The sequence below is a fragment of the Novosphingobium sp. FW305-C-30-35 genome (genome assembly GCF_058783135.1).
In genome coordinates this window covers 650,073-663,836 of sequence record NZ_JBYSYJ010000001.1, presented here as the reverse complement: position 1 = coordinate 663,836, position 13,764 = coordinate 650,073, and the positions used below count along the sequence as shown (strand labels likewise).

The 13,764-nt window shown below is 63.5% G+C and carries 13 protein-coding genes; 11 read left to right on the top strand and 2 right to left on the bottom strand.

Annotated features, from left to right (window positions below; translation table 11 throughout):
- Positions 1 to 5: 5 nt before the first annotated feature.
- The 5 genes from hemF (at position 6) to AC3WLM_RS03265 (ending at position 4,957) form a co-directional block, all read left to right on the top strand.
- On the top strand, positions 6 to 869 hold the full coding sequence (gene hemF / locus AC3WLM_RS03285; protein WP_039335223.1) for an oxygen-dependent coproporphyrinogen oxidase: 864 nt from the start codon (positions 6 to 8) through the stop codon (positions 867 to 869).
- A gap of 88 nt (positions 870 to 957) precedes the next feature.
- The gene (locus AC3WLM_RS03280) at positions 958 to 1,494 is read left to right on the top strand and encodes a GNAT family N-acetyltransferase (protein WP_492478084.1); all 537 of its coding nucleotides are present in this window, start codon (positions 958 to 960) and stop codon (positions 1,492 to 1,494) included.
- A 74-nt stretch (positions 1,495 to 1,568) separates the two neighbouring features.
- Positions 1,569 to 3,656 (top strand): RelA/SpoT family protein, encoded by a 2,088-nt coding sequence (locus AC3WLM_RS03275; protein ID WP_039335221.1) that lies wholly within the window; start codon positions 1,569 to 1,571, stop codon positions 3,654 to 3,656.
- A 179-nt stretch (positions 3,657 to 3,835) separates the two neighbouring features.
- Positions 3,836 to 4,393, top strand: coding sequence for an RNA 2'-phosphotransferase (locus tag AC3WLM_RS03270; RefSeq protein WP_062343664.1), 558 nt, complete (start codon positions 3,836 to 3,838; stop codon positions 4,391 to 4,393).
- Between the two features lie 90 nt (positions 4,394 to 4,483).
- Entirely contained in the window at positions 4,484 to 4,957 is a 474-nt protein-coding gene (locus AC3WLM_RS03265; protein WP_492476585.1) for a transposase, read from the top strand.
- A gap of 12 nt (positions 4,958 to 4,969) precedes the next feature.
- On the opposite strand, the gene AC3WLM_RS03260 is transcribed toward AC3WLM_RS03265, so the two are convergent.
- Both AC3WLM_RS03260 and AC3WLM_RS03255 read right to left on the bottom strand, forming a co-directional pair.
- Complete coding sequence (locus tag AC3WLM_RS03260; RefSeq protein ID WP_062343594.1) at positions 4,970 to 5,710, bottom strand: transglutaminase-like domain-containing protein; 741 nt, start codon at positions 5,708 to 5,710, stop codon at positions 4,970 to 4,972.
- A gap of 95 nt (positions 5,711 to 5,805) precedes the next feature.
- Positions 5,806 to 6,213, bottom strand: coding sequence for a DoxX family protein (locus AC3WLM_RS03255; protein WP_082734488.1), 408 nt, complete (start codon positions 6,211 to 6,213; stop codon positions 5,806 to 5,808).
- Positions 6,214 to 6,593: 380 nt separating this feature from the next.
- Between AC3WLM_RS03255 and rpsM the strand changes: the two genes are divergently transcribed.
- From rpsM to AC3WLM_RS03225, 6 genes are all read left to right on the top strand, one after another.
- Positions 6,594 to 6,962 carry a 30S ribosomal protein S13 gene (gene rpsM, locus AC3WLM_RS03250; RefSeq protein ID WP_039335281.1) on the top strand — a complete coding sequence of 123 codons (369 nt, stop codon included), beginning with the start codon at positions 6,594 to 6,596 and terminating at the stop codon, positions 6,960 to 6,962.
- A 49-nt stretch (positions 6,963 to 7,011) separates the two neighbouring features.
- Positions 7,012 to 7,401 carry a 30S ribosomal protein S11 gene (gene rpsK / locus AC3WLM_RS03245; protein ID WP_008065643.1) on the top strand — a complete coding sequence of 130 codons (390 nt, stop codon included), beginning with the start codon at positions 7,012 to 7,014 and terminating at the stop codon, positions 7,399 to 7,401.
- A 121-nt stretch (positions 7,402 to 7,522) separates the two neighbouring features.
- Positions 7,523 to 8,587 carry a DNA-directed RNA polymerase subunit alpha gene (locus AC3WLM_RS03240; RefSeq protein ID WP_039335210.1) on the top strand — a complete coding sequence of 355 codons (1,065 nt, stop codon included), beginning with the start codon at positions 7,523 to 7,525 and terminating at the stop codon, positions 8,585 to 8,587.
- A 118-nt stretch (positions 8,588 to 8,705) separates the two neighbouring features.
- Entirely contained in the window at positions 8,706 to 9,131 is a 426-nt protein-coding gene (gene rplQ / locus AC3WLM_RS03235; protein ID WP_039335208.1) for a 50S ribosomal protein L17, read from the top strand.
- Between the two features lie 133 nt (positions 9,132 to 9,264).
- Complete coding sequence (locus AC3WLM_RS03230) at positions 9,265 to 11,394, top strand: prolyl oligopeptidase family serine peptidase (RefSeq protein WP_492476584.1); 2,130 nt, start codon at positions 9,265 to 9,267, stop codon at positions 11,392 to 11,394.
- Positions 11,395 to 11,459: 65 nt separating this feature from the next.
- A complete protein-coding gene (locus tag AC3WLM_RS03225) occupies positions 11,460 to 13,691 on the top strand; it encodes a prolyl oligopeptidase family serine peptidase (RefSeq protein WP_492476583.1) in 2,232 nt (743 codons plus the stop codon).
- Positions 13,692 to 13,764 lie beyond the last annotated feature (73 nt).

The window sequence follows — 13,764 nt, the reverse complement described above, 5'->3', positions numbered from 1 at the left end:
AATGCATGACCGACTGGACGACCCACACCACCCGCGCCCGCGCCTGGTTCGAGAGCTTGCGTGACCGGATCTGCGCGGAGTTCGAGGCGATCGAGCGCGAAGCGGGGTCGGATGCGTCGTTTGCCTATACGCCGTGGAACCGGGAGCATGACGGCGAAGCTGTCGAAAACGGCGGCGGCGGTGTGCAGGGCCTGATGAAGGGCAAGGTGTTCGAGAAGGTCGGCGTCAACGTCTCGACGGTGCAGGGCGAGTTCTCGAAGGACTTCGCCGGATCGGTCAACGGGGCGAGCGCAGAGGCGCCTGGCTTCACTGCGACGGGGATCAGCCTGGTGGCGCACATGCGCAATCCGCACGTGCCGGCGGTCCACATGAACACGCGCTTCCTGACGACCAGCAAGGCGTGGTTCGGCGGTGGCGGCGATCTCAACCCGCCGATCCCCTATGAGGAAGACACGGCCGAGTTCCACGCCGAGTACAAGGCGGCCTGCGACAAGCACGATCCGGAATACTACCCGAAGTTCAAGAGGTGGGCGGATGACTACTTCTGGATCCCGCACCGCAAGGTCCATCGCGGCGTTGGGGGCATTTTCTACGACCACCTCGAATGTGCTGACGATGCCGCATTCGAAGCCAACTTCGCCTTCACGCGCGATGTGGGCGAGGCGTTCATCAACGTCTTCCCGCGTCTGGTGAGGAAGCGGATGGGAATGGACTACTCGCCGGCAGAGAAGCTGACCCAGCTCGAATATCGCGGTCGCTATGCCGAGTTCAATCTGGTGTGGGACAGGGGTACGCTGTTCGGTCTCAAGACCGGCGGGAACATCGATGCCATCCTGATGAGCCTGCCACCGGAAGCCGTCTGGAGCTGACGTGATCGAGGCGGAAGGCCCGGCGCTGGCCCTTGGGTTCCACAACGTTGCGCCAGGCGATCTGGCCTGCGTCGTGACCTCGCTCGAAATGCGCCAGCCGCCGGCGGGCTTGCGTCGGCTGGTGCCCGAAGGCGACGTTCCGGTGCAACTGGTGCGCTGGAAGGACTGCGCGCCCGAGAAATACCGGCTGCTCTATCGTCGCGTGGGTGAGCCCTGGCTGTGGTGGTCGCGGCTGGCCATGTCGGACGCGGAACTGGCGGCGATCATTCACGATCCGCAGGTGCAGGTCCATGCCGTGGTGGACAGGGCGCGGGTCGAGGTCGGCATGCTGGAGCTGGACTTCCGTGCGGCCAGGACGTGCGAGATAGCGTTCTTCGGACTGATCCCCGGAGCGACCGGCAAGGGCCTTGGCAAGTGGTTGATGCGGCGGGCGCTGCAGATGGCCTGGGTGCCCGGCGTTGAGCGGGTGTGGGTACACACCTGCACGCTCGACGATCCACGCGCCCTGGGGTTCTACATGGGACAGGGCTTTGCGCCCTATGCACGGCACGTTGAAATCTTTCCTGACCCCCGCGTCGCAGGACTGTTGCCGGAAAGTGCCGGAACCGAGCCGATCATCGGCTGATCGACCAATACGATTGCATTCATGCGGCTTTCCCCCTTGCGGGAACCGCTCCGATGCCGCCATTTAGGGCACAGATGCTCCGCCAGTACGAACTTGTCGAACGTGTGCTTGCCTATGATCCCGATGCGGACGAGGCGATGCTCAACCGTGCCTATGTCTATACCGTGCAGAAGCACGGCACCCAGAAGCGGGCGAGCGGGGACCCGTACTTCTCGCATCCCGTGGAGGTGGCCGGCCTGATGACCGAGCTCAAGCTCGATCAGGACACGATCATCACTGCGCTGCTCCACGATACGGTGGAGGATACGCTTGCCACCGTGGACGAGATCGAGCGCCTGTTCGGGCCGGACGTGGCGCGGCTGGTCGATGGCGTAACCAAGCTCTCGAAGATCGAGACGATGAGCGAGAGCGAGCGCGCTGCAGAGAACCTGCGCAAGTTCCTGCTGGCGATGAGCGAGGACTTGCGCGTCCTGCTGGTGAAGCTGGCCGACCGCATGCACAACATGCGCACGCTCCACTACATCAAGAGCGAGGAAAAGCGGCGGCGCATCGCGCGCGAGACCATGGATATCTATGCCCCGCTGGCCGAGCGGGTGGGCATGTACGAATACATGCGCGAGATGCAGCTGCTGGCTTTCGAGCAGCTTGAGCCCGAAGCCTATGCCACGATCACCGGCAGGCTGGCGGCGATCCGCAGCGAGGAAGGCGCCCAGGTCGATGCCATCGCGCTGGAGATCAAGCAGGCACTGGCCGAGGCCGGCCTGCGCGTCGAGGTTTCGGGGCGCGAGAAGCACCCCTATTCGATCTGGCGCAAGATGGCCGAGCGGCACGTGTCGTTCGAGCAGATCACCGACATCATGGCCTTCCGCGTCCTGACCGACAACGAGGACGACTGCTACAAGGCGCTGGGCATCCTGCACCGCGAATGGCAGATGATCCCGGGGCGGTTCAAGGACTACATCTCGACGCCGAAGATGAACGGCTATCGTTCGCTGCACACGGCGCTGATCTATTCCAACGCTATGCGCGTGGAAGTGCAGATCAAGACGCACGAGATGCACGAGCGCAACGAGTTCGGCCTTGCCGCGCATTGGGCCTACAAGCAGGGCGGCACGCCCGATGGGCAGGTGGGCTGGCTGCGCGACCTGATCGAAATCCTCGAATCCAGCCACGACGCCGAGGAACTGCTCGAGAACACCAAGATGGCGATCTACCAGGATCGCATCTTCGCCTTCACGCCGAAGGGGGCGCTGTTCCAGTTGCCCAAGGGGGCGACGCCGATCGACTTTGCCTTTGCCGTCCACACCAAGCTAGGCGCGCAGGCGGTGGGTGCGAAGATCAATGGTCGGCACGTGCCGCTGCGCACGCCGCTCGGCAATGGCGACGTGGTGGAGATCATCAAGAGCCGCACGTCCGAGCCGCAGCTATCGTGGCTGGGCTTTGTCGTCACCGGCAAGGCGCGGGCCGCGATCCGCCGTTTCGTGCGCCAGAAGGAGCGCGCCGAAGTCGCCGCGATCGGGCGCAAGCTCTATGAGGAGATCGTCGAGCGGCTGCCGACCAAGATCGGCAAGAAGGCGCTGAACGATGCGCTCAAGCGGCTGAAGCTGGCGGGCGAGGAAGACTTCATGTTCGCCATCGGCTCGGCCAAGCTGGATGACCGGCAGGTGATGGAAGCGCTGGTGCCCGGAAGCGCCGCCAACATTCCCGAAGAGAACTGGCCGAGCCAGAAGCGCGCGATTGCGGTGCGGGGCCTCACGCCGGGCATGGCCTTCAAGCTGGCCGACTGCTGCCACCCCGTGCCGGGAGACCGCATCGTCGGCCTGCGCCGCCCCGGCAAGGGCGTGGAAGTCCACGCGATCGACTGCATGAAGCTGGCAGACGGCGTCGATGCCGACTGGATCGACCTGTCATGGGACGCCCGCACCGACGGTGCAATCGGGCGGCTGCGTGCTGAGTTGTATAACCGACCGGGGACGCTGGCAGAGATGGCGGGGATTTTCGCGAAGAACCACGCCAACGTGGTCAACCTCGAGATGACGCAGCGGGAGAACCCGTTTCATACTTATGAGGTGGACCTTGAGGTGCGCGATCTGGCGCATCTGACGCGGATTATCAGCGCGTTGCGGGCGAGCGAGGCGGTGGCGCAGGCGGAGCGGATTTGAGGGGGCGGGATCGGTGTATTTAGTAAAGTGTCACCGTAATTGAGGATGCTCCTCTCGAGGTTCGGATCGTCCATGACTTCGCTGCCCCTGGCTGGGAAGAACGGGCAGGATATCCATCCTTCGCGGCATGGCTGCGCGCAGCACAATCCGAGAGCCAGAGTTCGAAGGCTAGGGCGTTGATGTTGAGTGACCTTAGCCGCGTCGTCTCGCATGCGCTGCGCCACGAACCTTGGCTCTACGAGTTGGAGCTGGACGACGCGGGCTGGGTCTCCGTGGATGGGCTGCTCGCGGCGGTGCGGGTCGAAAAGCCGACATGGGCTAGCCTGAGCGAAGCCGATCTGGCGCAGATGATCGAGCAGTCGGAAAAGAAGCGCCACGAACTGCGCGACGGTAAAATCCGCGCGCTTTATGGGCACTCTGTGCCTCATAAGCTCTCGAAAGAAGCGGCTCAGCCCCCTGCCGTTCTGTATCACGGCACGGCCCCGGCGACGGTCGCTTTGATCAAGGAAAGTGGGCTACGGCCCATGGGGCGACAGTACGTCCACCTGTCTGCGGACACGGCGACCGCCGAGCAAGTTGGCAAGCGCAAAGCCGGAAAGCCAGTGATCCTCAGCGTGAGGGCGGGCGACGCGTATCGAGCCGGCGTGCCCTTCTATCTTGGCAATGATCAGGTCTGGCTCGCTGACATGATCGGTCCCGAGTTCATTGACGAAGGGGCGATAAATGGCGCGATTTAGCGAAAGCAAGATAAAAGGAACGACTCCCCCTTTGTCCATCTCGTGCTGGTGCCATCCGACGCCGATGGCCTTTGACGGACGCTGGGAGATGTGCACCGGCGCTATACCGGCTTCGTCAATGCAAGGCGCCGGTCGACCGGCCATCTCTGGCAGGGCCGCTTCGGATCGGTGGCCATGGACGAGGCGCACTTTGTCACCGCCCTGCGCTACATCGCGCTGAACCCGGTCCGGGCAAGGCTTGTGGCCAAGGCTTATGACTGGCGCTGGTCGAGCACCCGTGCCCTGCTTTCAGGGCAGGACGACCACGTCGTCACCGTTGCCCCGGCGCTGGAGCGGGTGGGCAACTTCGCCGCATTCCTGGGTGAAGCGTTCGACGAGGAGCTTACCTATGCCGCCCTGCGCAGGGCGGAGAGCATCGGCCGCCCGATCGGCTCACCCGAATGGCTCGCACAGATGGAAGAGCGGCTCGGCCGGTCACTCGCACCGCAGAAGCGAGGGCCGAAGAAGCGGGACCCCGGGTCGGGGCCCGGGGTGACGGTAGATTTTAGCATCGGGCAGAGTTGAGCGTCGCGTCCGTCAGTCCTGCAATGTCACCTCAACAACCTGCGCATTCAGCGTCGCTGCCCCGAAGATCGTCAGAAACGCGATGTCCGCTGCGTCGCGGCCTACACCGATGATCGCGGTCGTCGCAGGGTCGGCCATGCCCGTGGCATCGACGAGGTGCCAGTCTCCCGCCAGCCAGACCTGGGCGAGGGCGTGGAAGTCTTGCGGGGTGACGTCGGGGCTGTAGGCGCTGACCATTCGGGCCGGGATGCCAAGGCTGCGCACCAGCGCGATCAGGAGGTGGGCGTAGTCGCGGCAGACGCCTTCGCGGGCGTGGAAGGTGTCGAGCGCGGTGGTGCCGCCGTGGCTCGCGCCGGGGACATAGGCGAGGTGGGTGGTGATCCAGTCGCGCACGGCCTCTACCGCCGCACCGCCAGTCAAGTGGCCAAACATGTCGACCGCGGCGGCGTGCATCGTGTCGACCGGGCAGTAGCGCGAGGGAAACAGGTATTCGAGCACTTCGCCGGGCAGGGCAGTGAGGCTGTCGGCGGCAAGATTGGCCAGCGGCAGGGGCTGGCGGTCGATCTCGACGGTGACGTTGTAGGATACCTCGAACCGCGTTTGCGGCTCGAGCCAGAGGCGCTCGCCCAGGCCGTCATGCCCGGGGACGGTGTGGGCGATGCCGGGCGTGGTGATGCAACGGGTTTCGAGCAGGCGCTGTCCCGCCAAGTCCGCAACGCCGATCTGCATCAGCACCGGAGCGGGGCCAGCCATGGCATAGTCGAGCGATGCGGCGATGCGCAGGCGAGTGGTGATGGCGATATCCGACGCTGGAGGGACGGCCGCCCAGTCGGCGCCGTAACGCTTCGCTATCTAGCGGCCGCAGCCCTTTGCGCAAACAGCCATGCGACGACGGCCGTTATAAAGATCGACAGCAGGTTCTGGACGAGCGACGCGCCGTCCTGCGCGAGTTGATGGGTTACGGTCGAGACCAGTTCGAGCGCGATGAAACCATATGCTGCCATCATGCCGATCCGGCTGTACCCCGGCCGGAACAGTGCCAGCAGCAGCAGGAGCGTAAGCGCAAGCTCGGTGATCCCGACAAGGCGTCCGAGCCATTCCGGCAGATGCACGGTCCAAGCCGTATGGCGCATCAGTTCCTCGCGGGAGGAGAAGACCTTGTGCCAGCCGACGAAGCCGTGGAATGCCGAAAGCAGCAGGGTCAGCGGCACGAGCAATGCGAGCCGAGCCAGTGCGGGCATGGGGGTTGCAGGCATCCAATCTTCTCCATTATATATTTAGAATGAAACATCTAATATGAGTTCGCTCGCCGTGCAATCGCGCTGTCAGGAGGCGAGGCGGACCCAGGCACGGTCGTGTAGTTTTGACGCCAGCGCAGATTTGCAGTATGTTTCACCATATCGGAGCAGGACCGTGCCACGAACGGCGCGCAGTCCGCCTTTTGTGCTTGCGTAACGGTTGACGTTGCAGTCGAAACCGCCTAATCGCGCCTTTCACTCATTTCCGGGCAACGTCTGCACAATCAGGATCAAGATCCTGAAACCATGCAGAAATCCGGGATTTCCCGAGTGAGTTTTCGCGATGAGATAGGCGGCGCGAGCGATTCGCGCGGCCTGTGGAGCAAACGGAGAAGCAAGTGGCTCGTATTGCCGGGGTCAACATCCCCACCAACAAGCGCGTGATCATCGCGCTGACCTACATCCATGGCATTGGCGCACACAAGGCCAAGCAGATCGCCGACAAGCTGGGTATTGAACACACCCGCCGCGTGGCCGACCTTTCGGACGCAGAGATCCTTCAGATCCGCGAAACGATCGACGCCGAGCACACCGTGGAAGGCGATCTTCGCCGCGAAGTGGCGATGAACATCAAGCGCCTCATGGACCTCGCGTGCTATCGTGGTCTGCGTCACCGCAAGGGCCTGCCGGTCCGCGGTCAGCGCACTCACACCAACGCCCGCACCCGCAAGGGCAAGGCCAAGCCGATCGCCGGCAAGAAGAAGTAAGATCTGAACAGATCCTTCTTCCGTCCAAAGTTTCTCGAGGATATTTACCATGGCACGCGAACCTCAGCGCATTAAGCGCCGCGAGCGCAAGAACATCACCAGTGGTGTTGCGCACGTAAACGCCAGCTTCAACAACACCATGATCACCATCACCGATGCTCAGGGCAACGCCATTTCGTGGTCGTCGGCCGGCATGATGGGCTTCAAGGGTAGCCGCAAGTCGACCCCGTACGCAGCGCAGGTCGCTGCTGACGATGCCGGCAAGAAGGCTGCGGAACACGGCGTCCGCACCCTCGAAGTTGAAGTCAAGGGTCCCGGTTCGGGCCGCGAGAGCGCCCTTCGCGCCCTTCAGGCGGTCGGCTTCACCATCACGGCGATCCGTGACGTGACCCCGATCCCGCACAACGGCGTTCGTCCGTCGAAGCGTCGTCGCGTCTGATCCTGCCTATGGTGGATGGGGCGCAGGTACCGGCGCCCCTTTCACCCAATATCTCGACCGGAGCCGGGAATTAAGCATCCCGGCAACCGGCAAAAGCCCGCACAAACCCCAGGGGAATTCCATGACTGTCAACATCAAGAACTGGCAGGAACTGAAGAAGCCCAACAATCTCGAGATCAAGCCGGGCAACGACGCCAAGCGCCGCGCGACATTCGTCGCCGAACCGCTTGAGCGTGGCTTTGGTCTCACCCTCGGCAACGCGCTGCGTCGCGTGCTGCTCTCCTCGCTTCAGGGCGCGGCGGTCACCTCGATCAAGATCGAGAACGTTCTTCACGAATTCTCGTCGCTCGCCGGCGTCCGCGAAGACGTGACCGACATCGTGCTCAACGTGAAGCAGATCGCCCTCAAGATGCAGGGCGAAGGCCCCAAGCGTCTGCAGCTCTCGGCCACTGGTCCGGGCGAAGTGAAGGCAGGCGACATCGCCGTCACCGGCGACATCGAGGTCATGAACAAGGACCTCGTGATCTGCAATCTCGACGAAGGCGCGACGTTCAACATGGAACTGACCGTCGATACCGGCAAGGGCTATGTCCCCGCCGTGTCGAACCGTCCGGTTGACGCGCCGATCGGCCTGATCCCGGTCGACTCGCTGTACTCGCCGGTCCGCCAGGTTTCGTACAAGGTCGACAACGCCCGTATCGGTCAGGAGCTTGACTACGACAAGCTCAACCTGACGGTCGAAACCGATGGGACGATCACCCCGGAAGACGCCGTGGCCTATGCTGCGCGCATCCTTCAGGACCAGCTCGCGCTGTTCGTCCACTTCGACGACCAGGTGCCGGTCGGCCACGTTCCTTCGGTTGCCGGTGGCGTCGCTGCCCATGCACCGGAAGAGAGCGATGCCAACCAGCTCAACCGCTACCTTCTCAAGAAGGTCGACGAGCTCGAGCTGTCGGTGCGTTCGGCCAACTGCCTCAAGAACGACAACATCATCTACATCGGCGACCTGGTCCAGAAGACCGAAGCCGAGATGCTGCGCACGCCGAACTTCGGCCGCAAGTCGCTCAACGAGATCAAGGAAGTCCTTTCGTCGATGGGCCTGCGCCTCGGCATGGACATCCCGGGCTGGCCGCCTGAGAACATCGAAGAGATGGCCAAGAAGCTCGAGCAAGAGCTTCTCGGCTAAGGAAATTCGGGGCGTCCTTCGGGGCGCCCTGTTTTCAAGGGTGACTTGGCGGCAGCCCTAATTGCCGCCTGGATCGGGGTACCTCGTACGGCCCCCCTACGAACGGAAGGGAAATACCATGCGTCATAAACTTGGCCAGCGTAAGCTGGGTCGTACCTCTGCCCACCGCATCGCGATGCTGCGCAACATGGCAGCGGCTCTGATCAAGCACGAGCAGATCACCACGACGACGCCGAAGGCGCGCGAACTGCGCCCCTACATCGAAAAGCTGATCACGCTCGGCAAGAAGGGTGGCCTTTCGAACCGCCGTCTCGCCCACGCCCGTCTGCTTGACGATGCCCAGCTGCAGAAGCTGTTCACCGTTCTGGCCGAGCGTTATGCCGATCGCAACGGTGGCTACACCCGCATCATCAAGGCCGGTTTCCGCGCTTCGGACGCCGCGCCGATCGCCGTGATCGAACTGGTCGACCGTGACACCTCGGCCAAGGGCCAGGACTCGGGCCCGGTGATGACGGCTGATGAAGACGAATACGAAGCCGCATAATTCGCGCTTCGTTTCGGACGAGATTGACGGGCGGGGCCGCTGGCTCCGCCCGTTTTTCGTGCGCGGGGCTTGTGCGTGACGGGAAGCTGGCTAGTTTCGGCTGCAACCGAATGATTCACCGGAAAGCTCCCCCATGCCCATGCGCCAAATTCTGTTCGCCACTGCGGTGGCGGCTGTCAGCCTGTCTGCACCTGCCTTTGCCGGAGATACAGCCTTGAACTACCCTGAGACTGACCGGGGGTCGGTGGTCGAGACCCTTTTCGGCGAACAGGTTGCCGATCCCTATCGCTGGCTGGAAGCGGACGTTCGTGTTGACAGCAAGGTTGCGGCGTGGGTCGACGACCAGAGCAGGTTTACCGATAGCTATCTCAAGGCCCTGCCGGAGCGGGCCGGGTTCGAGAAGAAGCTCAAGGGGCTGTTCGACTATCCGCGCTGGGGCGTTCCCCGCGAGGAAGGAGGCCGACTGTTTCACACCTACAATTCGGGTCTGATGAACCAGGCGCAATTGGTCGTGCGGGATGCCGCCTCGCCTGAGGGGCGCGTTCTGCTGGATCCCAATGGCTGGGCGAAGGATGGGGCGACTGCGCTCGACGCCTGGGAGCCTTCGCCGGACGGGGCAACGCTCGCCTACACCGTGCAGGATGGTGGATCGGACTGGCGGACGATGAAGTTCGTTGGCGCGGGCGACGGGAAGGCCCTTGCGGACGAGATCAAATGGGTGAAGTTCAGCGATATCGCATGGGTCGGCAATGACGGCGTGCTCTATTCACGCTTTGAGGCACCCAAAGAGGGCGAGGCGTTCCAGGCGCTGAATTACAACCAGACCGTTTGGTATCACAAGCTGGGTACGCCGCAGGCTGAGGACCGGCCCGTCTTTGCGACCCCTGACAAGCCGAAGTGGGGACATGTGGCGCAGGTCAAGGGCGAGGGGCGCTGGCTGGTGGTGACCAGCCATGAAGGCACCGACCCCCTTTCGGCCGTGTTCGTGGCGCCAATTGGCAAGGCTGACTGGAAGTTGCGCCCGTTGGTTCCCGACATGACCGCCCAGTGGGACTGCTTTGACGCGACAGGCGACACGCTGTGGTTCGTGACCAGCAAGGACGCGCCGCTCAAGAAGGTAATGAAGGTCGACCTTTCGGGGGCAGAGCCGGTCTGGACCACGGTGGTCGAGCAAAGCGATGCGAACCTCGACGGGGCCGCGATCGTCGGGGGCAAACTCTACCTCAATTACCTGAAGGATGTGAAATCGCTGATCAAGGTCTACGCCCTTGACGGGACTCCTGCCGGAGAGATGGCGCTGCCGGGGATCGGATCGATCACCGGGTTCAGCGGCAAGCCGGGGGACCGGGCCGGATTCTTTGGCTTTACCAGCTTCACCACCCCCGGAACCGTCTACAGCTTCGATACGGTCAGCGGGAAAGTGGCGCCATGGCAGAAGGTGCCGCTGAACTTCGCGCCCGAGTACTACAAGGTCGAGCAAGTGTTCTATCCCTCGAAGGACGGCGCAAGGATCCCGATTTTCGTGGTCCGGCGCAAGGACGCAAAGGGGCCGGTGCCGACGATCCTCTATGGCTACGGCGGCTTCAACATTTCCTTGCCGCCAGCCTACTCGGCAGCACGCATGGCGTGGTTGTCGAGCGGCGGGGCCTATGCCGTGGCGAACCTGCGTGGCGGCGGCGAATATGGCGATGCCTGGCACGATGCCGGGCGGCGGGCACGCAAGCAGAATGTGTTCGACGATTTCATTTCGGCAGGCGAATGGCTGATTGCCAATAACGTGACCCCCAAGACGGGGCTTGCGGTGGAAGGCGGTTCGAACGGCGGGCTGCTGGTGGGCGCAGTGGTGAACCAGCGGCCCGACCTGTTCGCGGCGGCGCATCCGGCGGTGGGCGTCATGGACATGTTGCGCTTCGACCGCTTTACCGCCGGGCGTTACTGGACCGACGATTACGGCCGACCTGATGTCGAGGCAGACTGGCGCGTGCTGCGGGCCTATTCGCCCTACCACAACGTGAAGGCTGGCACGCCCTACCCGGCAGTGCTGGTGACGACGGCTGACACTGACGACCGCGTGGTGCCGGGGCACAGCTTCAAGTATGCAGCAGCGCTCCAGGCCGCCGGACTTGGACCGAAGCCGCAACTGATCCGCATCGAGACTCGCGCCGGACACGGGTCGGGCAAGCCGATCTCGAAGTTGATCGAGGAAACGGCTGACGTCTACGCGTTTCTGGCGCACTGGACGGGGTTAAAAGCCACGGACTGAGGAAGAAGGGCATCTCCCGCATATCGTTGCGCTGTGCTATGCCTTGGCTAACGATGATGCGGGAGATGGCAAGGTCTGCGCGCGGCCTGTTGGGCGGCGCACTTCTGTTGGCGGCGGTGCTGCCTGCAGGCCCTGCAGTTGCGGACAGTTCCGAGGTGGCCTTTCCGGAGGCCTCTGGAGGTTCCAATCCCAGCAGCAGTAATGCCAGGCTTGTCCTTCCGAAGACGGCTTATCCATCGACCCGGGCCGATCCGCTGGTCGAGCAGGTTTTCGGGCAGCGCGTTGCCGATCCTTTCCGTTGGCTTGAAGCCGATCCGCGAACGGATGGCGCGGTCGCTTCCTGGGTGGCAGAGCAGAATGCCTTGAGCGGGGATTATCTGGCGAGGCTACCCGCCCGTGAGCGCTTTGCCGGTCGTATCCGAGCCTTGTTCGATTTCGAGCGCTATGGCCTGCCGCGCAAGGCTGGACGAAGCTATTTCTACACGCGCAATGCAGGCTTGCAGAACCAGTCGGCATTGTGGGTGCGCAAGGGGGTCGAGGGCAAGCAGCGCCTGCTGATCGATCCCAATGGCTGGAGTGCGGACGGGTCCTTGGCGCTGGCCCAATGGGAGCCATCACCATCCGGCAAGTATGTCGCCTTTGCCGAGCAGGAGGCCGGCAGCGACTGGCGCACCTTGCGCGTGGTGGATGTCGCGAGCGGCCGCATCTTTGACGAGCGTATCGCGTGGGCCAATGATACGGAGATCGCCTGGGTTGGCGACGAGGGCTTCCTCTATTCGCGCTTTCCGGCACCCCGGGCGGGCGATGATCCCCGGGCGCCGCGCTTCAACAAGGCGGTGTGGTTTCACCGCGTCGGCACCGCGCAGGATCACGATGAACTGGTCCACGCAACGCCAGAGAACCCCGCATGGAGCCACAAGGCACTGGTGACGAGCGACGGGCGCTGGGCCGTGGTGGTGAGCGAAGTCAGCACCGACAAGCGCAATGCGGTGCATCTGATCCAGCTCGATGGGCGCAGGTCGGGCGAATGGAAAGCGCAGCCGCTGGTGCCCGAGATTGCAGATCACTGGAAGCTGGTGGCGGGCATCGGCGATCGCTTGTGGTTCCTGACCGACCGGAGCGCTGCCAATTACCATCTGGTCAGCATCGATCTGGCCCACCCGAAGAAGGGCTGGACCGTGGTCGTGCCCGAGCGCGGCAATACGCTGGAAGGGGCGCGGATGATCGGCGACCGCTTCCTGTTGTCGTATCTCAAGGACGGCCAGACGGTGGCGGTGATGACCGATCGCAAGGGCAAGCCGGGCAAGGCGATAACGCTGAACGGGATCGGCACGGCCAGCGGGTTTGGCGGACGACCCGGCGACCCGGAGACATTCTACCAGTTTACCAGCTTCAACATGCCGCCTGCGATCTATCGCATGGACCTGCAGAGGGGAACGGTAACACCGTTTGCGGTGCCGAGAATGGCGTTCGATCCCGCTGATTATCTGGTCGAGCAGCGTCAGTACCCTTCGAAGGACGGGACGATGGTGCCGCTCTATGTCGTTCGCAAGAAGGCGCTGGCGGCGGCAGGCAAGCCTTTGCCGACCCTTCTTTATGGCTATGGCGGTTTCGACATTGCGCTGACGCCGGGCTATTCGCCGGTGCGCATGGCTTGGCTAGAGGCGGGCGGGGCGTTCGCGCTGGCCAGCGTCCGGGGTGGCGGCGAGCTTGGGCGCTCCTGGTACGAGGCCGGACGGCGCGAGAAGAAGCAGAACAGCTTCGACGATTTTATCGCTGCGGGCGAATACCTCGTGAAGGAGGGGATCGCGGCCAAGGGCGGTCTTGCGATCCAGGGCGCATCCAATGGCGGGCTGCTGGTGGGAGCGGTCGTGAACCAGCGGCCCGATCTGTTCGCTGCGGCCAATCCCGACGTGGGCGTCATGGACATGCTGCGGTTTGACCGCTTCACCTCCGGCCGGTTCTGGGTGGATGATTATGGCCGTCCTGACCGGGAGGAAGACTGGCACACGCTGCGCAGCTATTCACCCTATCACAATATAGACGGGGGCAGGGCCTATCCCGCAATCCTCGTGACCACTGCGGACAATGACGACCGCGTGGTGCCAGCGCACAGCTTCAAGTACGTGGCTGCGCTGCAGGCCGCGGAGATCGGCGAGCGGCCGCGCCTGTTGCGCGTGGAGGCGCGCGCGGGGCACGGGACGGGCAAGCCGGTGGAGAAGGTGATTGGTGCGGGCGCCGATGTGCTGGCGTTCCTGGCCTACTGGACGGGGCTGGACAGCGAAGCAGTACGGTAGCAGGCCCGTTCATCTTAGGGGCTGTTTTGATGAACAATCGCTGTCGGCGTGGTTCAGCGTCCCATCACGGCGA